Source organism: Polaribacter sp. P097 (assembly GCF_036864555.1).
Taxonomy (GTDB): Bacteria; Bacteroidota; Bacteroidia; order Flavobacteriales; family Flavobacteriaceae; genus Polaribacter.
In genome coordinates this window covers 595,929-619,176 of record NZ_JAZETJ010000002.1, presented here as the reverse complement: position 1 = coordinate 619,176, position 23,248 = coordinate 595,929, and the positions used below count along the sequence as shown (strand labels likewise).

The following is a 23,248-nucleotide window of genomic DNA, read 5'->3' as shown; positions in this document are numbered from 1 at the left end:
GATTTAAAAGCTACTTTTAATTTAAATGCACTCTTCAATTGCATCTAAAATTATTTGACATCCTTTTATCAGTTCTTCATCAGAAATGGTAAGAGGAGGAGTAATTCTCATAGCTCTGCCTTCAAATAATAAAAAGAAAAGTATTAAACCTTTATCTAAACATTTCATAATGATTTTAGCTGCTAATTCTGGAGATTCTACAATAGCAGCTAGCATTAATCCTTTGCCTCTAATTTCTAGAATAGAATCATGTTGCAATTGATTTCTAATGATGTTCTCCTTACGTAAAGTTTCAGAGATTAAATCATCTTTTAAAATAATATCTACAGTAGCATTTGCTGCTGCTGCAATTACTGGATGGCCAGCAAATGTGGAGATATGTCCAAGTTTAGGATTATCTTTTAAAAGGCTCATTCTATCTTGAGAAGCAATGAAAGCTCCAATTGGCATTCCACCACCTAAACCTTTACCAGTAATGATAATATCTGGAGTTACGTTATAATTTTCAAATCCCCAAAATTTACCAGTTCTACCAATGCCAGTTTGTATTTCATCAAGAATTAAGAGCGCACCAACTTCATTGCATTTAGCTTTAACTTTAGCCAAATAGTTATCAAATGGCTCAATAAAACCAGCACCACCTTGAATGGTTTCTAAAATAACTGCTGCAGTATTCTTTGTTATTTGCTCTAAACAAAAAGTACAATTAAAAGCAATAAATTTAATACCAGGAATTAAAGGCCTAAAAGCAGCATTTTGCCTTTCTACGCCTGAAACACTCATTGCACCTTGAGTATTACCATGATAAGAATTTTTAGCAGCAATAATTTCTGATCTTCCTGTAACTCTTTTTGCTAGTTTTAAAGCACCTTCTGTAGCTTCTGTTCCTGAATTTGTAATGTATATAGATTGTAAGGTTTTGGGCAGAGTAGAAGCTAATTTTTTACAAAGAGAAACTTGTGGTTCTTGTATAAACTCACCATAAACCATAACATGTGTATAGTTGTCTACTTGCCTTTTGATGGCTTCATTTACCAATGGATGGTTATGACCTAGACTATTGGCCGAAACTCCAGCTACAAAATCTAAATAAGCTTTTTTATCACTGTCATAAATGTAAGAACCATTTGCATGAGAAATTTCTATAGCTAATGGGTGAGGAGAGGTTTGTGCTTGATATTTGTAAAAATCTGATTTCAAATTATTGACCAAAACTAGAGAGGGAAGTTTGCTTTTTATCTTTCTTTTTATCTTTTGTTTTCTCATCAATAAATAATGAGGGTTTTTCTAAGGCTTTCTTTTTTATTGGAGCCTTTTTTTCTTGACCATCTTTAATAAAAATATCATTTTTAGTTTTAGGTTGCTCATCTTCTCTCCAAATAAAACCTTTAATTTTTCTACCTTCTAAATCGAGTTCAGAAGGAGGATATGTTTTTCCATCTGAACTTTTTAGATATTTAATAGACTGAATTTCGCCATTTTCTAAAGTAAATTCAATATTGCTAGAAACTTCTTTAGTAATGGTTTCCAAAACTTGCGTTTCTGCATTTCTATTAAAATAAATAGATTCAGCATTACCTTTAACCAAAAGAAATTTAAGCTTATTAGCATCAAATTTACCAAACATGTTTCTACCTTTTATCTGATTGTAATCCTCTTTAGCTAAAGAATCTTTAGAAACAATAAAAGCATTATTAAAAACCTTTAGAGAGTCTAGTTTTTCGGTTTCTACATTAGATTGCAAATAGATACTATCTCCTGTTATTTGATTTTGATCTGACCAAATTACGGGGTTTCTATACATTTTAGTGTAGCCTGTTTCTTGGTTTGTATGAATAGAATCGCATTTACCTTGTAAATCTGACTTGAAAATTTTTACATTGTGATAGGTTCTAATCACACGTTTTTTAGGTTTTCCTGTCACCAATAAAGTATCTCCATGAATAAACATAGAATCTTTCTCTATAATTGATATTGCAACCGCTCTTTTTATGATAAATAGTGAATCTTTTTTCTCAAATAACTCAGCATAATTTCCTTTCGATATAAAATTTTGAACAGTATCTATTACTTTAATATTGTTTGTAGCAGAGGCAAATCCTTTATTTTTATCGTAATACAAACTATCACCTTCAACTGTTCTTTCTTTTAAAAATAATTTAGCATTCTTGGTAAAATAGGAAATGTCTGTTTTTGTATTGTAAAATCCCTTCTCTGAATATAACTTATTCTCATTCTGAGTATTGGTTATTGTTGATGGGCCATATAAATAGGCCAAGCCAGAGTCTGTATAATAATCTAAGTGATTAGAAGCTAAATTGTGCTCTGAATTTACCACTGTAACCCTAGTTGTAGCTGTAAATTTTTTATTCTCTAAATAGTAATTACCATTTTTACTTTTTAGCGTATTTGTTACGTCTCTAATAGTTGCATAATCTTGATAGTATAATTTTTGATTAATTCTATCAAACTGCAAAGTATCTGTGGTAAGCGTCATTGTAGGATCTTTTAAAACTACATTACCCCAAGAAAGTGCTTGTTTGGCATTAGCATCATAATCTGCATAATCACTTGTTTGTGTAATGGTATCACCTTGCTTAATTAACACATTACCAATGGCCTTAAAGAAATTCTCTTTTTTGTAGAAAAGAGCTTGTTGACATGTTAAATTTATTCCATCATGTTTTACGCGAACATTACCTAAAAGAATAGTTGCTCCAGGTGTTTTCTCTTCATCTGCATATTGTATTTCTGCATTTTCTATAATAATTTTCTTTTTCTCTTGAGAATAAGAAATTATAGAAGTAAGACAAAGGCATAAAAAAAGTATTCTTTTCAAAAGATTTGTTTTGCGACAAAAATAATGAAAAGAATACCTCAAGTTCTTAATTTTAAGATAAAACTACCTTTTGATAGTTTGTTTTCTATCTGGACCTACAGAAACAATTTTTACAGGTACACCAGTTTCTTTCTCAATGAAAGCAACATAATCTAATAAATTTTGTGGTAGTTGATCTTCTTTAGTCATTTTGGTTAAATCATCTTCCCAACCTTTAAATTCTGAATAGTTTACAGATACGTTTTCAGGTTCTATATTGTAAGGTAAATGTGTAATTTCTTCACCTTTATAATTATAAGAAGTACATACTTTTAGTGTATCAAAACCAGAAAGTACATCACCTTTCATCATCATTAATTGTGTAACTCCATTTACATCAACAGCATACTTTAAAGCTACTAAATCTAACCAACCACATCTTCTAGGTCTTCCTGTTGTTGCACCAAATTCATGCCCAACTCTAGCCATTGTTGCACCATCTTCATCAAACAACTCTGTAGGAAAAGGACCTGAACCCACTCTTGTAGTATACGCTTTAAAAATTCCGAATACTTCTCCAATTCTGTTTGGAGCCACACCTAAACCAGTACAAGCACCAGCTGCTGTTGTGTTTGATGATGTTACAAATGGATATGTTCCAAAATCAATGTCTAATAAAGAACCTTGAGCACCTTCTGCAAGAATGGTTTTCTTGTCTTTAATAGCTTGGTTTAAGAATTCTTCACTATCAATAAATTGTAGTGTTCTTAATTTATCTATTCCCTTACAAAACTCTGCTTCTAATTCATCTAAATTATATTCAATTTGAACATCAAAGAATTCTAGCATTTTAATATGCTTTTCAGTTAAAGCATCGTATTTTTCTTTCCAGTTGTCTAATTCTAAATCTCCAACTCTCATTCCATTTCTTCCAGTTTTGTCCATATACGTTGGTCCAATACCTTTTAATGTAGAACCAATTTTGGCTTTACCTTTAGAAGTTTCTGAAGCTGCATCTAGTAATCTATGAGTAGGTAAAATTAAATGTGCTTTTCTAGAAATTAACAGTTTAGAAGTGTAATCTATATTATGCTTATCTAAGTTTTCTAATTCTTTTTTAAAGATTACTGGATCTATAACAACTCCATTTCCGACAACGTTTAAAGCTGTCTTATGAAAAATACCAGAAGGTATCGTATGTAACACGTGCTTATAACCATCAAAAATTAAAGTATGTCCTGCATTTGGCCCTCCTTGAAAACGTGCAATAATGTCGTAGTTTTGGGTTAATACATCAACAATTTTTCCTTTTCCTTCATCACCCCATTGTAATCCTAATAATAAATCTACTGCCATTTTTGTAATTGTTAAATCTTTAAATTTAATTTATGATAAGTTGTTTGTGTCTTTCTTTTTTGTTCCGTAAAAATATAATGAGTGATTGTGAATGTCAATGTCAAAAATATCTTCTATGGTTTTTTTGATGATTTGAATTCGTGGATCACAAAATTCCTTTACATCTCCAGAATCTGTAAATATTACATGATCGTGGTTTTTATCAAAATAACTCTTTTCGTAACGAGCCATGGTTTGACCATCAAACTGATGTTTACGAACTAAACCACAATCTAATAGTAAATCAATAGTATTGTAAAGTGTTGCTCTGCTAACTCTGTAGTTTTTGTTTTTCATTTTAATGTAGAGAGACTCTATATCAAAATGCTCATCTGCATCGTAAATTTCTTGTAGGATTGCATAACGTTCAGGTGTTTTTCTGTGTTTATGCTCTTGTAAGTATGAGGTAAAAACTTTTTTAACTACTTCTTGATTTTCAAGAGAATTATTCATGGATTTAATTTTTACGAAAAAACAAATTTACAGTTATTTCTGAATAAAAATGTACTTTTCTAAAAATGATATTTACATTCTATTAACACGTTCCACTTTTTTAACTCCTTCTACTTTTTGAATGCGATTCATTAGCTTTTTCAATTGTGCACTATTCTTTACACTAAGTGATATTTTACCATCGAAAACACCTTCATCTCCAGAGATATTGATACTGTGAATAAATACGCCCATGTTACTAGAAATAATTTTGGTTACTTCATTTACAATACCTGAAGTATCTACACCATTTATGTGTAAAACAACTTTAAAATCTTGTTTGGTAGAATCAATCCATTTTGCTTGCATAATTCTGTAAGCATAATTCGATTGTAAAGAAATTGCATTAGGACAGTTCTTTTTATGAACTTTAATGCCATCATTAATGGTTAAAAAACCAAAAACTTGATCTCCAGGAATTGGATTACAACATTTTGATAGTTTGTAATCTAGTTTTTCTTCTTCCTTTCCAAAAACTAAAGCATCGTATTTATGAGTAATTTCTTCAACACCATCTGCATTTTCTGTTGGTGATGCGTTTCTTCTTAGTTTGGTTTTAAAGAAATTTAAAATGGTACTATTTCTTTGAGAAACAAATGCTTTTAGCTGTGTATTGTCTATGGCACCATTACCAATTCTGTAATATAAATCGAAACTAGTTCTTAACTTAAAGAAGTTAACCAATTCATTCGTTGTTTTCTCATTAAACGAAATTTTTAAATGTCGTAACTTACGTTTTAAAATGGCTTTACCTTCTTCTGCAATAAGTTTCTCTTCTTCTTTTAAGGCTGCTCTAATTTTAGTTTTTGCTCTTGCTGTAATTACAAAATCTAACCAACGTGCATTTGGTTTATTTGTAGAACTTGTAATTACCTCAATTTGATCTCCACTTCTCAAGGTATAACTTAAAGGAACCAGTTTACCATTTACTTTTGCACCTCTACATTTTAAACCTACATCTGTATGAATAGAAAAGGCAAAGTCTAGAGCAGAAGCATCTTTAGGTAAAGATTTTAAATCTCCTTTTGGTGTAAAAACGTAAATTTCTTTCGCATAAAGATTTAATTTAAAATCTTCTACAAAATCTACAGCGTTTAAACTTTGATTTTCTAAAGTCTCTTTTAACCTATTTAGCCAAACATCTAAACCACTTTCATTTTCATCACCTTGTTTATATTTAAAGTGAGCAGCATATCCTTTCTCTGCAATTTCGTTCATTCTTTCAGAACGAATTTGAACCTCTACCCATTGAGCATCTGGACCAATTACTGTAATGTGTAATGCTTCATATCCTGTTGATTTTGGCTGAGAAATCCAATCTCTTAAACGTGCAGGATTTGGTCTAAAATTATCTGTTACTATAGAGTAAATTTTCCAAGCATCATGCTTTTCATCTTTAGAAATAGGTTTAAAAATTATTCTGATAGCATATTTATCAAAAACCTCTTCAAAAGTTACATTTTGCTTTTGCATTTTTCTACGAATAGAAAAAATAGATTTGAATCTACCCTTAATTTCATAAGTGAAGTTTTCTTTGTCTAGGCCATTTTTTAAAGTATCCTCAAAACGTCTTAAATAGTTTTGTTGCTCTTCTTTACTTTCTTTAATTTTTGCAACAATGCTATTAAAAACTTCTGGCTCTGTGTATTTTAATCCTAAATCTTCTAACTCAGTTTTAATATTATACAAACCTAATCTATGAGCTAGAGGTGCATAAATATATAAGGTTTCTGAAGCAATTTTTACCTGTTTATAACCAGGCATTGCATCCATAGTTTGCATGTTGTGCAGCCTATCAGCAATTTTTATGAGAATAACTCTTACATCATCATGTAATGTAAGAAGCATTTTTCTAAAATTCTCTGCTTGAATAGATGCATCTTGTTCTTTATTTAAACGAGAAATTTTGGTAAGTCCGTTTACAATTCTTGCAATTGTTTCTCCAAACAATTGCTCCATATCATCTAAGGTATAGTCTGTATCTTCAACAACATCATGCAGTAAAGCTGCTGCAATAGAAGTAGCACCCAAACCAATTTCCATAGCTACTATTTTTGCTACTGCAATTGGATGAAAAATATAAGGCTCACCTGTTTTTCTTCTTTGCTTTGAGTGTGCATCAACAGCAATATCAAAAGCCTTTCTTATAAGTTCTTTATCTTCTTTTGATAAAACCTCATAAGTACCCTTTAGTAAATCTTTATATCGATTTGCAATTTCTTTATTTTCTTCTTCTATGGTGGCTGTATACTCCATAAATATTTTGAAAGCTTTAAAAACTAAGTGAATTTAGGAAAACCTATGTTAACGAGCAAACATTTAAGATTCTAAATTTTTAACTCTATTTAATAAAGTTGGATGAGAATAATGCATAAAAACATAAGCAGGATGTGGGGTTAAATTACTTAAACTGTTTTTAGATAATTTTTTAAGTGAAGATATTAATGGTGCTGCTTTAAAAGTATTTTTGGCATAATTATCTGCCTGATATTCAAATTTACGAGACATATAGTTCATGAACAAGCCCGTAATTTCTGAAATGGGTGAATATAAAATTCCGAATGCAATTAAACCAATGTGAAAACTTGGAGTTGCAACACCCAGTGCTTGTGATAATATTGGTGAATTCACAAAAAATGATAAAATGTAAAGCGTAAATCCTGTGAGTAGAACAGAGGTTATCAAGTTAAAAATGATATGTTTTTTCTTGTAATGGCCAACTTCATGAGCTAAAACAGCAACAATTTCTTCTGTTTCTAAATCATTTATAAGTGTATCAAAAAGCGTAATTCTTTTCTGAGCCCCAAAACCAGAAAAGTAAGCATTAGCCTTTGTGGAGCGTTTAGAGCCATCGATTACAAATATATTGTTTATTGTAAAACCAACCTTTTTAGCATATTTTTCTATAGCAAACTTTAATTCTCCATCTTCTAAAGGTGTCTGTTTGTTGAATAAAGGAACAATTAATTTAGCGTAAAACATGTTCATGAATAGCGAGAAAACAGCAATTAGTGCCCAAGCGTAAATCCAAAAGTTTGGTCCAAAAAACTCATAAAACCATATTATAAGTGATAGAATTCCTCCTCCAAGAATAATCGACATTATCCAACCTTTTACTTTATCTAACCAAAAAGTTGTTTTGGTAGATTTATTAAAACCAAATTTTTCTTCAATTACAAAAGTTTTATAATATTGAAAGGGTATAGCTAAAACATCTGAAGCCAACATAATAATACCAAAGAAAATTAAAGCTACTAAAATTGAATTTGATGTTATATTCCTTGCAATTTCATCAACCCATTTAAAGCCTTCTAGAAAAAAGAATAACAAGGTTAAACATAAAGAAAAGGATGAGCTTACTAAAGAAAACCTAGCATTTGCCTTTTTGTAAGACTGAGATTTTGCATATTCTTCTTGATTGTAAACGTCTGCTAATTTTGCAGGTATTTCATCATTAAAGTGTTTGCTATTTATATAATCTAGAATTTGATCTATTAAAAAACTTACAACTATAATTGCAATTAAAATGTAAAATAGGGTAGTAGGTTGCATTAATCTTTAAGTCTTTTGCTTGCATACATAGCTGCACCTATAATACCTGCATTATTTTTAAATTTAGCTACTTTTATTGGAACATCGGTTTCTAAATATTCTTTAAAATTCTCGTATTTCTTACTAATTCCTCCACCTAAAATTATTAAGCTTGGTGAAAATACTACTCTAGTATATTCTAATAATTCATCAAAACGAAGTGCCCATTCTTTTAAGGTAAGTCCTTCTTTTTTTCTTATAGAGTCTGCTGAATAAAACTCAATAATTTCTCCATTCGAATGCAAAAGTTTACCCAATTCTAAGTTAGGAATTAACTTCTTGTTAAAGAACAAGCCAGAGCCAATTCCTGTGCCTATAGTAATAACAATTGTAACTCCCTTTTCATTTTTACCAGCGCCTAAATTTACTTCTGCAACACCTGCTAAATCTGCGTCATTGCTAATAAAGAAAGGTAATTTCGTTTCTTTTTTAAATAATTTATCTACCTTAACATTTAACCAGTCTTTGCTTAAATTACCTGTATGAATGCATTTTCCTTTTACTATAGTAGTTGGGAAACTACAGCCAACAGCTTTGGTCCAATTAAAGTGTTCTGTCATTTCTTTAATTACCATAGCTACAGCTTCTGGAGTTGCAGGTTTTGGAGTAGGAATTCTGTGTCTTTCTGTAAGTAATTCACCTGTTTTTGTATTTACAACAGCGGCCTTAATACCTGAACCACCAACATCTATTCCTAATATCTTCATAATATATTATTTAAATTCTCTTTGTCTTTTAGCCTCAAAAATAACAATTGCAGCAGCAACAGAAACATTCATAGAGTCTATTTTACCTTGCATTGGTATATTAATGTTTTGTGTAGCTTTATCTCTCCAAATCTCAGATAAACCAGTAGCTTCTGTACCTACAACTATTGCAGAAGGTTTTTTATAATCTTCTAAATGATATTTATTAGAGTTTTGCAAAGTTGCTGCATAGATAGAAATCTTATTTTCTTTTAGAAATGTAATAATTTCTTCTGATGTACCAACAGCAATCTGATTGGTAAAAACACAACCCACACTAGATCTTATAATATTTGAATTGTATAAATCAGATTTTGGATTTGCAATAATTACAGCATCTACATTAGCAGCATCTGCAGTTCTTAATAAAGCACCAACATTACCAGGTTTTTCTAAACTTTCAGCAATTAAAATTAAAGGATTTTTATTTGAAAAGCTAATTTCTTTAAGTGAAAAGCTTTTTGCGTTAGCTACAGCAATAATGCCTTCTGTAGAATTTCTATACGCTAATTTCTCGTAAACTTCTTTCGATATTTCAATCACTTCAGTGCTGCTTTCAAATAAAGTATCAACAGCTGTTTTTTGTATTAAATCACTACAAAACAATACCGTTTTAAAAGTATAATTGGCTTTTAGTGCTAAGTTAATTTCACGTAAACCTTCAATAATAAATAAACCTAGCTTTTTTCTTTCTCTAGATTTTTCTTGAAGTTTTAACAATCCTTTAATGTAAGTGTTTTGTGAACTTGTAATCTGTTTCATTAAGGCAAATATACCTAATTGTAAGTATTGTTTTCAACTATTAAATTTTCAATATTATAATCCTAAATAAAAATATAAATTATGAAAAAATAAAATTTATTGCATTGTTGTTTATTGGATTGATAACAATGATGTCTTTTACATCTTCTAGTAAGAGCAACTCTGTTATAAAACTTGAGTTGCCAGAAGTAAACGTAGATCAAAATGGTTGGGGTACTTGGAAAACTACAGATTGTTTTAGAGGATTAGATTTTAGAGTGAAACGCAAAAAAAAGTAGCTACTCAACAAAAACAGAATGGCTTGTTCAATTTAGAAATAGGTACAATAATAAAATTTATTTCAATTTTGAAATTGTTCCTTATTCTCAAAGAAGTGCTATTAGAAGATCTCAAAGAACCACCAACAGAACAGATTTAAATGTGAATACCACAGAACGAAATTCTCATTATAGATATTTAGAAGAATCAAATACGGTTTATGTTCATGTAAACAGAGTAAGATTTAATAAAGATGGTTCACAACCTTACAGTAATTGTGATTAGTAATTGTAATTTGATTAATTGAAAAAGGCTCGCAATTTGCGAGCCTTTTTTTTTGAAATTAGATTATTTATTCTGATTTGTATTTATTAGAATAACGTTTCCATAATTCAGTTTGATGTGTCTCTAAACTAATATCTCTTCCTTGAATAAAGGCTTTTGATAAAATGTTAGTTCTCATATCTAAAGCATCGCCTTCAGAAATAAATAGGGTAGCATCTTTACCAACTTCTAATGTACCAACCATATCAGAAATTCCTAATATTTTAGCACTGTTAGAGGTTATCATTTTTAATGCATCTTCTTTATTTAAACCATGAGCAGCAAATGTACCTGCATAAAAAGGTAAATTTCTAGTATTCATTCTTTCCATTTGCCCTTCCATACCAACAGCTACAGTAATTCCTTTATCCATTAAAGTTTTTGCAATAGTATAGGTATAATCGTAAGCATCATCTTCAGAGTTTGGGTTTCTATGAGGTCTTTCTAAAACAACGCCAATATTATTTTGTACTAAAAGATCTGTAACACTTTCTGCGCCTTCAGCATGTACTAAAGCAATATTTTTTACTCCAGCATTTTTAGCAATAGTAATTGCGTCTGTAATTTCTTTCTGACCATTAACATGAATAAATAATCTTTGAGAACCATCAAACAAGCCCTTCATTGCTTCAAAAGGTAAGTTGATTGTTGATTTTTGTCCAGCTAAATAATTTTTAGCATTTGCAAAATACATTGCAATATCATCTGTGTTTTTACCATATCTTGTATCTGGTTTTAAAGCAGGATCTTCTCCTAACCACCATCTGCCTCTTGTAAAGCTGCTTGGCCAATTCATATGGATAGCATCATCTACCTTGATAGCTGCATCTTCCCAATTCCAAGCATCTAATTGTACTATTGATGACGTACCAGAAATTGAACCACCTCTTGGTGTAATTTGTGCCATTAAAACACCATTTGGTCTCATAGATTCAACAACTTTACTCTCAGCATTGTAAGCAATTAAACTTCTAATATGAGGATTGTTAATACCAATTTCATCTACATCTACACTGGCTTTTACTGCGTCAATTTCTGCTAAACCTAAAGATGCATTTGCAGCAATAAAGCCTGGATAAATATGCTTTCCTTTTGCGTTTATTACAGTTCCCATTCTTGCAATTCTCATCATTGCAGAACCTACAAAAGTAATTTTACCTTCATTAAACATAATTAATGAGTTTTCAATTACTTCTCCATTTCCTAAATGGGCAGTTGCACCTTCAATTGAAATGGCAGTGCTCTGTTTGTCTGCAGGTGTTTGTTGTGCTATCATATTTCCTATACAGAAAAATACTAATAGACTATATATTATTTTTTTCATCTGTTCTTAGTTTTTAAGTTCTTCTAAAGTATCACAGTGAAAGTTGATATCTCCTCTTTTCATTGGTACTTTTGTTTTACCACCATTCATCTTTTCGTTCAACATCATATTGATAAGTTTACTTTTTTCTTCTTTAATCGCTAAACGCTTTTTAGCGTCTTCAGCTCTATCAAAAAATACTTTACCATCAATAATAGTTTTTTCTACTTTAGCATAAATAGACATTGGGTGATTGCTCCATAACACAACATCTGCATCTTTACCTTCTTTAATACTACCCACTTTGTCATCAATATGTAAAAGTTTAGCAGGATTAATAGTTACAGTTTTCCAAGCTTCTAATTCAGACATTCCACCATATTTTACTGTTTTAGCAGCTTCTTGGTTTAAACGTCTAGACATTTCTCTATCATCTGAATTAATAGCGACAGTAACACCAGCATTATGCATTATTGCAGCATTGTAAGGTATTGCATCATTAACTTCGTATTTGTAAGCCCACCAGTCAGAAAAGGTAGAACCTCCAACACCATGTTCAGCCATTTTATCAGCAACTTTATAACCTTCTAAAATATGAGTAAATGTATTGATGTTAAAATCGAACTTATCTGCAACTTTCATTAACATATTAATCTCAGATTGAACATAAGAGTGACAGGAAATAAAACGTTCTTTATTTAAGATTTCAGCCAATGTTTCCATTTCTAAATCCTTTCTATAAGGCTGACCACTTTTCTTTAAAGCATCGTATTCTTTTGCTCTAGTAAAGTAATCTGTAATCATTTGTTCTACACCCATTCTAGTTTGTGGAAAACGAGTTCCATTGCTACTTCTAGATTGTTTTACATTTTCACCTAAAGCAAATTTGATGAATTTAGGAGTATCTTCATAAATCATGTTTTCTGCATTTTCTCCCCATTTTAGTTTGATAATCGCTGAACGACCTCCAATAGGATTTGCAGAACCATGTAATATTTGTGCAGTTGTTGTACCTCCAGAAATATTTCTGTAAATATTAATATCTGTAGGATCTACTACATCTTCAATAGTAACTTCTGCTGATGAGTTTTGAGCTCCTTCATTAATAGATGATGCAGCAATATGTGAGTGTTCATCTACAATACCCGCAGTTAAATGTTTACCTGTACCATCTATTTCAATAGCTCTTCTTGCTTTTAATCCTTGTCCAATTTCAGCAATTTTACCATCCTTTAGTAAAACATCAGTATATTCTAGGATTCCTGTATCTTCACTTGTCCAAACTGTTACGTTTTTAATTAAAATTGTTTGTTGTTCAGGTTGAACATAATTACCAAAACCAATGTTAGGATAACTTACAGGCATAACAATAGGAGAACTATTATCTGTCTCTTTTTTCTTTTTAGAAGCTCCTTTCGAATTAGCTACTTTTTTACTAGCAGACCAAGTTGTTTCATTTCCTTGGGTGTCAAAAGCAGTTCCTTGCATTACATTAGAATTGTTGATGACTTTACCAAGCATTCTAGTGTAACCTGAATCTTCATTCAATGTAACAGAAACCCAATCATCTTTAAAAGAAAATTTAGATTTAATCTTTTTATCTCCTTGCTTAATTGAACCCTTTTGTTTTGCTCCAGAACCTGTAATAGATAACTGATAATTTTGATTATTTACAGACAACATGTAGTCACCAGTAATATCTTTTACATTCATGTCAGTAATTACATTTTTGGCTCCTTGTACCCAATTTTCATAAATTTTGGTACTTGAATCAAAAACATTACCAGAAGTAATTATAAAATTTGCATGGCTACCTGTTTTTAAATTACCAATAGAAGAATTTCCTAAAATAGTAGCAGGTACTGTAGTTAATGCAGCTAGAGCTTTAGTTTCATCAAAACCATATTTAATGGCTTTCTGTAAGTTTTTATGGAATGATTTAACTGATTTTAATTCATGCGTAGTTAAAGCAAAATTCACTCCATTTTTAGAAAGTACACTTAAATTCGATGGCTCTTGATTCCATTTACGCATATCTCTTAAAGAAATTTGTTGCGCTAAAAGTGGATTAGAAACATCGTAGGCATTGCTAAAATTAATAGGAATAATAAAATTGGCATTGGTTGCTTTAATATCAGCAACTCTTTCATATTCATCTCCAGAACCAACAATGGTAAATTGAACTCCAATTTCATCACCAACTTTGTCTGCTCTTAAAGCATCTAAATGATTTCCCGTTTCAAAAATCTGAGTTAAACCTTTATTTGCATTTAATGCCTCTAAAGCCATGTCTTTATTCTTCATGTTACCTTTAGCATACCAATCTGCATCTAAATAAGTTTGACGTAATAAAGCCATTGCACCCATTCTTGAACTTGGGTAAGCTTGTCTTGACTGCACACTTTTTTGAAATGAAAAGTACTGTCCAGATTTTGTGTCTAAAATTCGGTAAGCATCTGATGCATTCGGATTTAAAGCAATTAATAAACCATTTCCTCTAATAATACCATCTTGCATGTGCGTATTTACAACTCCAAACCCAGCATTAATTAATTCTTTAGCTTTTTTAGAATCGAATTTAAAATCAGAAATAGGGTTGGTGTCTGGTCTAATATGATCATTCCAATAATACCCTTCTCTAGAAGCATCATATTGTGTACCTCTAGTTCTGCTTTGAGCTCTTTTAGGTTTACTAATACCAAAACCTGAATAGGCGTCTATAAATGACGGGTATATTGTTTTACCTTCTAAATCTGTTGTTATTGTTCCTTCAGGAATCTTAACAGATTTACCAACAGCATCTACTTTGCCATCTTTAATAAGCAATGTTGCATTTTTTAAAACCTCTGTTGGTGTAACATAAATAGTTGCATTTGTAAAAGCAAATGCTGTGTTTTTGGTTGTTTTTACTCCAGAATCTGTAGGAAAATATTCCTGTGCATGAGAAACATGCAGCGCAAAGAAAAAGAGTAATAAGATTAGTTTTCTCATCTAGTTTGAATTAATTTGAATTAAGTTTCTAAATTAGAGATTACCTATTTGATTAAAGGATAAACCAACTAATTTAACATAATTTTAAGAGATTTAAATCTGCTTAGAATCTTCTAGATAAGAGATAAGTAGGTCTACAACATAGTTGTAAGAATCTGTTCCTTTAGCTTGTTTGTTCGCTTTCAAGTAGGCATTGTATCCTTTTTTTACCAAGGGCTCAAAAGGATTTTTATATTGTTGCCAAAATGCATAGCTGGCTTTAAAATCTTTAATCACTCCTTTATTCACAGTTCTCCAAAGTTGTGCAGAAAGTTCTGGATTTCTTTTTCTTATTTCAGAAATACTGTAGCCAAATGCCATTCTATAACTGGCGTATTTAAAATAAATATCGTCATTATAATTGGCTGCTAAAAAACCTACAAAATTCGCCTCATTTTCAGCAGCAAAGCCTATTTGATGTGCAATTTCATGACAGGCTGTTGTTGGGAAACTTGTTTTTGAAATTTTATCATTTACTTGAGCTTCTCCCGTTAACGGATTTAAGTAACCAGATGTTCCATTGTAACTCTGTAGAGTGCTCATTAATGAACTTTTAATAGAAGGCACCTTATATTTTAACTGAGGAAAATCGTTCTCTAAGTTTTTATAGCCTTTTAAAGAAATTTTATATAGATCTTCTGTGCTATAAGGGCTTTTAACTTGTAAGGTATCATTCTTTGTGATTTTAAAATGATAATTATTAAGCTGATTAATAATGTATTCTGTACTTTTTTGTAATTGTTCTGTAGTGTATTTTTTTTGTTGATAACCTAAGTTTTTTGCCAAAGGTTCTCTGTAATAATTTAAGCCCCAGAACAAGTAAAAACAGAAATATAGTATTGATAAAAAAGCAACAAAATTTGTAATTTTAATTAGAAAATTTTTAAATTTCGTCTTAATTAGTAAATATAAGGAACGCAAAAAAAGAAGAACAAAAATAGCCAGAAAAACGTCTCCAACTGAATAAGGTATCCAACCAAATAATCTTCTAAGTAAAATGGAGATGTAAGGATACAATCCATTAGAATAATATTTTTCAATTACTGCAGGATTATTTTCTGCCAAACGCATTAAAAGCATCTGAACAGGCAATAATAAAGCAAGAAAAATATAATTTTTATTCCATTTCATGAAGGTAAAAATAGCAATTCAATTTTAAAGACTACTGGTTATTAACAAGATAATAACAATTTTGTTTACAATAAATGTTCACAAATTAATGTTAAGAAAGATAAAGGCTAATCAACCTAAAAAAGTACATTTGTGTCAATGGAAAAAACGAATACGATAGCAGGAAAAAAGATTGATAAATCCAGAATTATTAGTCTTGAAAAGGGTAAAATTCCACCACAGGCAGTAGAGTTAGAAGAAGCTGTGCTAGGTGCAATGATGATTGATAAAAAGGGAATAGATGATGTAATTGACATTTTACATTCAGACGCTTTTTACGATGCGAAACATCAAGAAATTTATGCTGCTATTTATGAATTGTTTCAAAATTCACAACCTATAGATATTTTAACAGTTTCTAACTTGTTGAAAAAGAATGGAAAATTAGAAATGGTTGGTGGCGATTTTTTCTTGATTCGGTTAACTCAAAAAGTAGCATCATCTGCACACATAGAATTTCATGCTAGAATCATTCTTCAGAAATATATTCAGCGTAAATTAATATCAATATCATCAGAAATAATAGAAAGTTCTTACGATGAATCTACAGATGTTTTTGATTTATTAGATGAAGCAGAAGGTAAATTGTTTGAGGTTACTCAAGGTAATCTTAAAAAGAGTTCAGAAGATGCAGGTTCACTTGTAAAACAGGCCTTAAAAAAGATTCAAGAAATTGGTAATCAAGAAGGAATGTCTGGTTTGGCTACTGGTTTTACAAAGCTAGATGCTTTAACCTCTGGTTGGCAGCCCTCAGATTTAATTATTATTGCTGCTAGACCAGGTATGGGTAAAACAGCCTTTGTAATTTCTATGGCAAAAAATATGGCCATTGATTTTAATCATGCAGTTGCTGTATTTTCATTAGAGATGTCATCTGTTCAGTTAATAACAAGGATGATTTCTTCAGAAACAGGATTAACATCAGAAAAATTAAGAAAAGGAAATTTAGAGCCTCATGAATGGGAGCAGTTGAATGTTAAAGTAAAACGTTTGTCTGATGCTCCAATTTTTATAGATGATACACCATCATTATCAATTTTTGATTTACGTGCAAAGGCAAGACGTTTAGTTTCTCAACATAATGTCAGAATTATTGTAATTGATTATTTACAATTAATGACAGCAGGAGGAAATGGAAAAGGTGGTGGAAATCGTGAACAAGAAATCTCTACAATTTCTAGAAACTTAAAAGCCTTAGCAAAAGAATTATCTGTACCAGTAATTGCACTTTCGCAATTGTCTAGGGCAGTAGAAACACGTGGAGGATCTAAAAGACCTTTACTTTCAGATTTACGTGAATCTGGAGCCATTGAGCAAGATGCAGATATTGTGAGTTTTATTTTTAGACCAGAATATTATGGAATGACAGAATGGGATGATGATGAACATACACCTTGTGAAGGTCAAGGAGAATTTATTGTTGCCAAACATAGAAATGGTGGTTTAGATAATATTCGTTTAAAGTTTACAGGTCACTTAGCTAAATTCTCAGATTTAGAAGAAGGGTTTAGTTCTGAGTTCCAATCTTCAATGAATGCAGATTTTCCAGATGAATTTTCTGTAAATCAAAGAATAGAGCCAAAAGATGCTTTTGGTAGTGATGATGATGACGTACCTTTTTAAAACTTAAAAATTTTATAAAATATTCTAAATACACAATTGCTTTCTAGTAATTGTGTATTTTAGTTTTTAATATGAAAAAAGCTATTTTAATTGCCACTTTTTTAATGCTCTCCAATTCTATTTGGGCTTCGTTTATCTATGTTCCTATGGATGATGATAACCAAAAGAATCATTTAAAAGCTTACGGAATTGTATATTTTGGTTTAGAAGCTGGATTAAAATCTAAATGGTTATTAAATTATGATGGAGGAGCATTTTTAATTGAAAATAATAAAGCTATTGAAAATGAGTGCAAAATTCGGGGAGTATCTTACGAAATTATTTCTGATGCAAAAGCACAATTAATTCTTCAAGAAATTGCATCACCTTCTTCGAACCAAGATGCTGTTACTTTAGAAAAAGCTCCTAAAATTGCTGTGTATTCGCCTAAAGATAAAATGCCTTGGGATGATGCAGTAACTATGGTATTAACTTATGCAGAAATACCTTTTGATGTTATTTATGATAAGGAGGTTTTAGAAGATAAATTATTAATTTACGAATGGTTGCATTTACATCATGAGGATTTCACAGGTCAATATGGTAAGTTTTATGGCTCTTTTAGAACTGCACCTTGGTATATTGAAGGAAAACAAAATGCAGAAAAACTAGCAAAAGAATTAGGTTTCAATAAAGTTTCTGAAGAAAAATTGGCAGTTGCTAAAAAAATCAGAGATTATGTAGTTGGTGGTGGTTTTATGTTTGCAATGTGTTCTGCAACAGATAGTTTTGATATTGCTTTATCTGCAGAAGGTGTAGATATTGCAGAAGCCATGTTTGACGGAGATGCATCAACCTTAAACTTTCAATCTAAAATAAACTTTAATAAAACGTTTGCTTTTACCAATTTTCAGCTAGAAAGAAGTCCAACTAAATATGAGTTTTCTTCTATAGATATGACTCGTAAACGAAGAATACCAAAAACTTCCGATTATTTTTCCTTAATAGAATTCTCTGCAAAATGGGATCCTGTACCAACAATGTTAACTCAGAATCATACAACTTTAGTGAAAGGTTTTATGGGGCAAACTACATCTTTTGATAGAAATACGGTAAAATCGAATGTGTTGGTTTTGGGTGAAAATAAAACAAATAGAGAAGCTAGGTATATTCATGGTACTAAGGGTAAAGGAATGTTTACTTTTTATGGAGGTCATGATCCTGAAGACTATACACATAGAGTAGGAGACCCAAAAACTGAGTTAGATTTACACCCAACATCTCCTGGTTATCGATTAATTTTAAATAATGTATTGTTTCCTGCAGCTAAAAAGAAGAAGCAAAAAACATAAAATGCTGTCTGTTAATAAAACATCAATAAATAAATTATAATTTCTTTAGAAAGTAAATCTCTTTTGTATTTTTGCCATATAAAATTATTTTAGAAAAATGCCAACAACACAAGAATTACAAGATTTTACGCAACAAGTTCGTAGAGATATTTTAAGAATGGTACACAAAGTAAACTCTGGGCATCCAGGAGGTTCTTTAGGCTGTGCTGAGTTTTTTACTTGTTTGTATCAAGAAGTAATGGATTACTCCACAGACTTTACTATGGATGGTAAAAATGAAGATTTATTTTTCCTTTCAAATGGTCATATTTCTCCAGTTTATTATAGTGTTTTGGCTCACAGTGGTTTTTTTCCAGTAGATGAATTAAATACATTTAGATTAATAGATTCACGTTTACAAGGGCATCCTACAACTCATGAAGGCCTAGAAGGTATTAGAATTGCTTCTGGTTCTTTAGGTCAAGGGTTATCTGTTGCAATTGGTGCAGCAGAAGCTAAAAAGTTAAATAATGATGATAAATTAATTTACTCTTTACATGGTGATGGAGAATTGCAAGAAGGTCAAAACTGGGAAGCAATTATGTATGCATCAGCTAAAAAAGTAGATAATTTAATTGCTACAATCGATTTAAATGGAAAGCAAATTGATGGTGCTACAGATGATGTTTTACCAATGGGAAGCATCAAAGCAAAATTTGAAGCTTTTGGTTGGGATGTGATAGAAGTTAAAGAAGGTAATGACATTGAAGCAATTTTAGCAGGATTAGCTGAAGCAAAATCATTAACGGGTAAAGGAAAACCAATTTGTATTCTTTTAGAAACAATGATGGGTAATGGAGTTGACTTTATGATGCACACACATGCTTGGCATGGTAAAGCACCAAATGATGAGCAATTAGAAAGTGCTTTGAATCAAAATCCTGTTACTTTAGGAGATTATTAAACAATTTTTAATAAATATTTTAAAAGAGTTGCACAGAATCAAGTGCAACTTTTTTTGTTTTTAGAGATTATGATCATCATATTTTATGATTTTATTTAACACCTAAGTGTAAGAGAACTTTTATCTTTACAACTATAATGATAAAATCAATAAGATTTAAATTCATTTAACTTATAACTAACTTATGAAAATTGGTATTGTTTGTTATCCTACCTTTGGTGGTAGTGGAGTAGTAGCAACAGAATTAGGTATGGCTTTGGCAGATAAAGGGCATGAAGTTCATTTTATTACTTATAATCAGCCAGTTCGTTTAGACTTTATATCTCATAAATTACATTTTCACCAAGTTTTAATAGAAGAATATCCTCTATTTCAATACCAACCTTACGAATTAGCATTGTCTAGTAAAATGGTTGAAGTTGTTAAAAAGTACAACTTAGAAGTTTTGCATGTACATTATGCTATACCTCATGCATATGCAGCATTTATGGCAAAGCAAATGTTATTAGAAAAAGGCATTCACATAAGAGTTGTAACAACTTTGCATGGTACAGATATTACGTTAGTTGGTAGTCATCCTACGTATAAAACAGCAGTTGAATTTAGTATTAACAATTCTGATGTTGTAACTGCAGTATCGAATAATTTAAAAGACACTACGAATCAACTTTTTAATATTCATAAAAATATTGAGGTTGTTTACAATTTTATTGATGTAGATAAATATAGTAAAGCAGGTGAGGAGGAATGTAAACGAATTGCTTTGGCTAAACCAAATGAACGAATTCTAACCCACATTAGTAATTTTAGACCGGTTAAAAGAGTAGAAGATGTGATTAAGGTGTTTTATGAAGTTCAGAAAGAAATTCCTTCTAAATTATTAATGATAGGTGAAGGTCCAGAGAGAATAAAAGCAGAAATTTTAACGAAAGAATTGGGTTTAAAAAAGAAAGTTTTCTTTTTAGGAAATAGTACTGAAATAGATCAAATTTTGTGTTACTCAGACATTTTTTTACTGCCCTCTAAAACTGAAAGTTTTGGTTTAGCTGCTTTAGAAGCGATGGCTGCAAAAACTCCTGTTATTTCTACAAATACAGGTGGTTTACCAGAAGTTAATATACATGGAGAAACTGGTTATTTAAGTGATTTAGGTGATGTTAATCATATGGCTAAAAATGCAATATCTATTTTAAAGGATGATGAAACCTTAGAGCGATTTAAGCGAAATGCAAAAGAACACACTAAAAAGTTTTCTTTAGAAAACATATTACCAGTCTACGAAGAAATTTATAAATCTTGTTATAAGAGTAAGGTTTAAACATAAAAAAAGCTCGAATGTAAAATTTCGAGCTTTCTTATTTTTTGTAAATCTGTTTATTTACCAAACATTCCACCTAACATTCCTCCTAAACCAGATTTCTTACTATCTCCTCCTAAAAACATTCCTGCAACATCATCTACAACACTTCCATCTCCATCAGCATCTAGTACTTTCTCTAAAAAGCTTTGGTTGTTATCAGCAGAACTTCCTCCAAGTAAACCACCAAGTAAACCAGTTAAATCACTTGCAGAACTTGCGTTGTTGGCGTTTTTTTGTTTTCCTAAATAACCCATTAATATAGGTGCAGCAATTTTTAAAATTTCGCTAACAGAACTAGCATCCAAACCAGCTTTCTGACTTATAACTTGTTCTACACCTTGTTGTTTAGCTCCTAAAATATGACCTAAAATTCCAGCACCATCCTTCTTTACGCTGCTATCAACTCCACCACCAAATAGGCCACCTAAATTATCCAAGATACTTCCATCATGTTTGTTAGATAAAGCACCCATTAAACCTTCTGCTCCTTCTGGAGTAGAGGCATTTCTTTCCATAGCCTTCATTAAAACTGGCATTGCCATAGTTAATACTGAGCTAGTTTTACTAGTATCTGTTCCTGTAGAACCTGCAACCCCATTTACAATTGATTTTCCTAAATCACTATTTAATAAATCTAATATTCCTGACATTTTATGTGTAATTTTTATGATTGATATTCGGTTTTAAAAACACAATATACAAAGAAATACCCTCATGTTTTTAAATAATTTTCTATCTTTCAGCCTTAAATAATTTTAAATAGATAGATGAAGAAATTAGCATTACATTGGAAGATTTTAATAGGAATGGTTCTTGGAATTCTTTTTGGTTTTATTATGAATTCTATAGATGGTGGTAAAGGTTTTGTGACGGATTGGATTAAACCATTTGGAACCATATTTATCAATCTTTTAAAGTTAATTGCTGTTCCTTTAATTTTAGCATCATTAATAAAAGGTATATCAGATTTAAAAGATATTTCTAAGATTAAAAAAATGGGTCTTAGAACTATGATTATTTATATGATGACTACTTTAGTTGCTATTGTAATAGGGTTAGGTATCGTAAATTTAGTTAAGCCAGGTACAGGAATGTCTGCAGATACCATAGAAAAAATTAAAGCGAAATACGAAACTTCTTCTGGAGTTGTAGATAAATTAACCAAAGCTTCTGCTCAAAACGATGCAGGGCCATTACAAGCTCTTGTAGATATATTTCCAAGCAACATTTTTAATGCTTTAGGTAATGCAAGCATGTTGCAAATAATATTTTTTGCATTATTCGTGGGTATTTCATTATTGTTAATTCCAGAGAAAAAAGCAAAACCATTAATGGACTTTTTTGATTCATTAAATGAAGTTGTAATGAAAATGGTAGATTTAATCATGTTATTTGCACCTTATGCAGTTTTTGCATTATTGGCAAACGTTATAATTGCTTTTGATGATACAGAAATTTTACTAAAACTTTTAGTCTATGCACTATGTGTTGTGGGTGGTTTATTATTAATGATAGGTTTCTATCTTTTATTAGTAAGTGTTTACACAAAAAAATCACCAGTTTGGTTTTTAAAACAAATTAGTCCAGCACAATTATTAGCGTTTTCAACAAGTTCAAGTGCAGCCACATTGCCTGTAACTATGGAAAGAGTTGAAGAGCATATAGGTGTAGATAAAGAAGTTTCTGGTTTTGTGCTTCCTGTTGGTGCAACTATTAATATGGATGGAACAAGTTTATACCAAGCGATTGCAGCCGTATTTATTATGCAAGTAGTTTGGCCAGAAGGTTTATCTTTTTCAAATCAATTAATTATTGTTGCTACAGCATTATTAGCCTCTATTGGTTCAGCAGCTGTGCCAAGTGCAGGTATGGTTATGTTAGTAATTGTATTAGAATCTATTAATTTTCCAGCTGAATTATTGCCAATTGGTTTAGCCTTAATTTTTGCAGTTGATAGACCTTTAGACATGTGCAGAACTACCGTAAACGTTACTGGTGATGCTACTGTTTCTATGATTGTTGCAAAATCTTTAGGTAAATTGAATGATCCTAAACCTAAAAATTGGGATGACAATTATGATGCTGTTAAATAACTGAAAGTG

At 30.8% G+C, this 23,248-nt stretch carries 18 protein-coding genes; 6 read left to right on the top strand and 12 right to left on the bottom strand.

Annotated elements, in window-relative coordinates:
• Positions 1 to 21: 21 nt before the first annotated feature.
• The 8 genes from V7R38_RS10090 to V7R38_RS10055 all read right to left on the bottom strand — a co-directional run bounded on the left by V7R38_RS10090 (position 22) and on the right by V7R38_RS10055 (position 9,804).
• Positions 22 to 1,200 carry an aspartate aminotransferase family protein gene (locus tag V7R38_RS10090; RefSeq protein ID WP_334058087.1) on the bottom strand — a complete coding sequence of 393 codons (1,179 nt, stop codon included), beginning with the start codon at positions 1,198 to 1,200 and terminating at the stop codon, positions 22 to 24.
• A 1-nt stretch (position 1,201) separates the two neighbouring features.
• A complete protein-coding gene (locus V7R38_RS10085) occupies positions 1,202 to 2,839 on the bottom strand; it encodes an OstA-like protein (protein WP_334058085.1) in 1,638 nt (545 codons plus the stop codon).
• Positions 2,840 to 2,902: 63 nt separating this feature from the next.
• On the bottom strand, positions 2,903 to 4,174 hold the full coding sequence (locus V7R38_RS10080) for an adenylosuccinate synthase (protein WP_015480160.1): 1,272 nt from the start codon (positions 4,172 to 4,174) through the stop codon (positions 2,903 to 2,905).
• Positions 4,175 to 4,204: 30 nt separating this feature from the next.
• Positions 4,205 to 4,666 (bottom strand): Fur family transcriptional regulator, encoded by a 462-nt coding sequence (locus V7R38_RS10075; RefSeq protein ID WP_015480161.1) that lies wholly within the window; start codon positions 4,664 to 4,666, stop codon positions 4,205 to 4,207.
• Positions 4,667 to 4,738: 72 nt separating this feature from the next.
• Positions 4,739 to 6,961: a RelA/SpoT family protein gene (locus tag V7R38_RS10070; RefSeq protein ID WP_334058081.1), complete on the bottom strand. Its 2,223-nt coding sequence runs from the start codon at positions 6,959 to 6,961 to the stop codon at positions 4,739 to 4,741.
• Positions 6,962 to 7,024: 63 nt separating this feature from the next.
• The gene (locus V7R38_RS10065) at positions 7,025 to 8,257 is read right to left on the bottom strand and encodes a M48 family metallopeptidase (protein ID WP_334058079.1); all 1,233 of its coding nucleotides are present in this window, start codon (positions 8,255 to 8,257) and stop codon (positions 7,025 to 7,027) included.
• On the bottom strand, positions 8,257 to 9,003 hold the full coding sequence (gene ppgK / locus V7R38_RS10060; RefSeq protein WP_334058077.1) for a polyphosphate--glucose phosphotransferase: 747 nt from the start codon (positions 9,001 to 9,003) through the stop codon (positions 8,257 to 8,259). Before ppgK ends, V7R38_RS10065 begins: the two co-directional genes overlap by 1 nt.
• 6 nt (positions 9,004 to 9,009) lie before the next feature.
• Complete coding sequence (locus tag V7R38_RS10055; RefSeq protein ID WP_334058076.1) at positions 9,010 to 9,804, bottom strand: TrmH family RNA methyltransferase; 795 nt, start codon at positions 9,802 to 9,804, stop codon at positions 9,010 to 9,012.
• Positions 9,805 to 9,932: 128 nt separating this feature from the next.
• Between V7R38_RS10055 and V7R38_RS10050 the strand changes: the two genes are divergently transcribed.
• Complete coding sequence (locus tag V7R38_RS10050) at positions 9,933 to 10,082, top strand: hypothetical protein (protein ID WP_334058074.1); 150 nt, start codon at positions 9,933 to 9,935, stop codon at positions 10,080 to 10,082.
• A gap of 332 nt (positions 10,083 to 10,414) precedes the next feature.
• Here V7R38_RS10050 and V7R38_RS10045 read toward each other — a convergent pair whose 3' ends face one another.
• The 3 genes from V7R38_RS10045 to V7R38_RS10035 all read right to left on the bottom strand — a co-directional run bounded on the left by V7R38_RS10045 (position 10,415) and on the right by V7R38_RS10035 (position 15,850).
• The gene (locus tag V7R38_RS10045) at positions 10,415 to 11,710 is read right to left on the bottom strand and encodes an amidohydrolase family protein (RefSeq protein WP_334058072.1); all 1,296 of its coding nucleotides are present in this window, start codon (positions 11,708 to 11,710) and stop codon (positions 10,415 to 10,417) included.
• Between the two features lie 6 nt (positions 11,711 to 11,716).
• Complete coding sequence (locus tag V7R38_RS10040) at positions 11,717 to 14,680, bottom strand: amidohydrolase family protein (RefSeq protein WP_334058070.1); 2,964 nt, start codon at positions 14,678 to 14,680, stop codon at positions 11,717 to 11,719.
• Between the two features lie 93 nt (positions 14,681 to 14,773).
• Complete coding sequence (locus V7R38_RS10035; RefSeq protein ID WP_334058068.1) at positions 14,774 to 15,850, bottom strand: DUF3810 domain-containing protein; 1,077 nt, start codon at positions 15,848 to 15,850, stop codon at positions 14,774 to 14,776.
• A 138-nt stretch (positions 15,851 to 15,988) separates the two neighbouring features.
• Between V7R38_RS10035 and dnaB the strand changes: the two genes are divergently transcribed.
• From dnaB to bshA, 4 genes are all read left to right on the top strand, one after another.
• Positions 15,989 to 17,512 (top strand): replicative DNA helicase, encoded by a 1,524-nt coding sequence (dnaB, locus tag V7R38_RS10030; protein ID WP_015480170.1) that lies wholly within the window; start codon positions 15,989 to 15,991, stop codon positions 17,510 to 17,512.
• 146 nt (positions 17,513 to 17,658) lie between these two features.
• Positions 17,659 to 18,843 carry an asparagine synthetase B gene (locus V7R38_RS10025; RefSeq protein WP_438825601.1) on the top strand — a complete coding sequence of 395 codons (1,185 nt, stop codon included), beginning with the start codon at positions 17,659 to 17,661 and terminating at the stop codon, positions 18,841 to 18,843.
• Between the two features lie 97 nt (positions 18,844 to 18,940).
• Entirely contained in the window at positions 18,941 to 19,786 is an 846-nt protein-coding gene (locus V7R38_RS10020; protein WP_334058063.1) for a transketolase, read from the top strand.
• A gap of 184 nt (positions 19,787 to 19,970) precedes the next feature.
• A complete protein-coding gene (bshA, locus tag V7R38_RS10015; protein ID WP_334058061.1) occupies positions 19,971 to 21,104 on the top strand; it encodes an N-acetyl-alpha-D-glucosaminyl L-malate synthase BshA in 1,134 nt (377 codons plus the stop codon).
• Between the two features lie 56 nt (positions 21,105 to 21,160).
• Here the strand turns inward: bshA and V7R38_RS10010 are convergent, their stop codons facing one another.
• The gene (locus V7R38_RS10010) at positions 21,161 to 21,796 is read right to left on the bottom strand and encodes a DUF937 domain-containing protein (RefSeq protein WP_334058059.1); all 636 of its coding nucleotides are present in this window, start codon (positions 21,794 to 21,796) and stop codon (positions 21,161 to 21,163) included.
• 117 nt (positions 21,797 to 21,913) lie between these two features.
• On the opposite strand from V7R38_RS10010, the gene V7R38_RS10005 reads away from it, so the two are divergent.
• Complete coding sequence (locus V7R38_RS10005; protein WP_334058056.1) at positions 21,914 to 23,239, top strand: dicarboxylate/amino acid:cation symporter; 1,326 nt, start codon at positions 21,914 to 21,916, stop codon at positions 23,237 to 23,239.
• Positions 23,240 to 23,248 lie beyond the last annotated feature (9 nt).

Bases quoted from the DNA above. Each gene is read 5' to 3' on its own strand.
- dnaB (WP_015480170.1), top strand. From the start codon at position 15,989: ATGGAAAAAACGAATACGATAGCAGGAAAAAAGATTGATAAATCCAGA.
- ppgK (WP_334058077.1), bottom strand. From the start codon at position 9,003: ATGAAGATATTAGGAATAGATGTTGGTGGTTCAGGTATTAAGGCCGCT.
- V7R38_RS10020 (WP_334058063.1), top strand. From the start codon at position 18,941: ATGCCAACAACACAAGAATTACAAGATTTTACGCAACAAGTTCGTAGA.
- V7R38_RS10050 (WP_334058074.1), top strand. From the start codon at position 9,933: ATGATGTCTTTTACATCTTCTAGTAAGAGCAACTCTGTTATAAAACTT.
- V7R38_RS10010 (WP_334058059.1), bottom strand. From the start codon at position 21,796: ATGTCAGGAATATTAGATTTATTAAATAGTGATTTAGGAAAATCAATT.
- V7R38_RS10055 (WP_334058076.1), bottom strand. From the start codon at position 9,804: ATGAAACAGATTACAAGTTCACAAAACACTTACATTAAAGGATTGTTA.
- V7R38_RS10045 (WP_334058072.1), bottom strand. From the start codon at position 11,710: ATGAAAAAAATAATATATAGTCTATTAGTATTTTTCTGTATAGGAAAT.
- V7R38_RS10035 (WP_334058068.1), bottom strand. From the start codon at position 15,850: ATGAAATGGAATAAAAATTATATTTTTCTTGCTTTATTATTGCCTGTT.
- V7R38_RS10025 (WP_438825601.1), top strand. From the start codon at position 17,659: ATGGATGATGATAACCAAAAGAATCATTTAAAAGCTTACGGAATTGTA.
- V7R38_RS10005 (WP_334058056.1), top strand. From the start codon at position 21,914: ATGAAGAAATTAGCATTACATTGGAAGATTTTAATAGGAATGGTTCTT.
- bshA (WP_334058061.1), top strand. From the start codon at position 19,971: ATGAAAATTGGTATTGTTTGTTATCCTACCTTTGGTGGTAGTGGAGTA.
- V7R38_RS10075 (WP_015480161.1), bottom strand. From the start codon at position 4,666: ATGAATAATTCTCTTGAAAATCAAGAAGTAGTTAAAAAAGTTTTTACC.
- V7R38_RS10080 (WP_015480160.1), bottom strand. From the start codon at position 4,174: ATGGCAGTAGATTTATTATTAGGATTACAATGGGGTGATGAAGGAAAA.
- V7R38_RS10065 (WP_334058079.1), bottom strand. From the start codon at position 8,257: ATGCAACCTACTACCCTATTTTACATTTTAATTGCAATTATAGTTGTA.
- V7R38_RS10070 (WP_334058081.1), bottom strand. From the start codon at position 6,961: ATGGAGTATACAGCCACCATAGAAGAAGAAAATAAAGAAATTGCAAAT.
- V7R38_RS10040 (WP_334058070.1), bottom strand. From the start codon at position 14,680: ATGAGAAAACTAATCTTATTACTCTTTTTCTTTGCGCTGCATGTTTCT.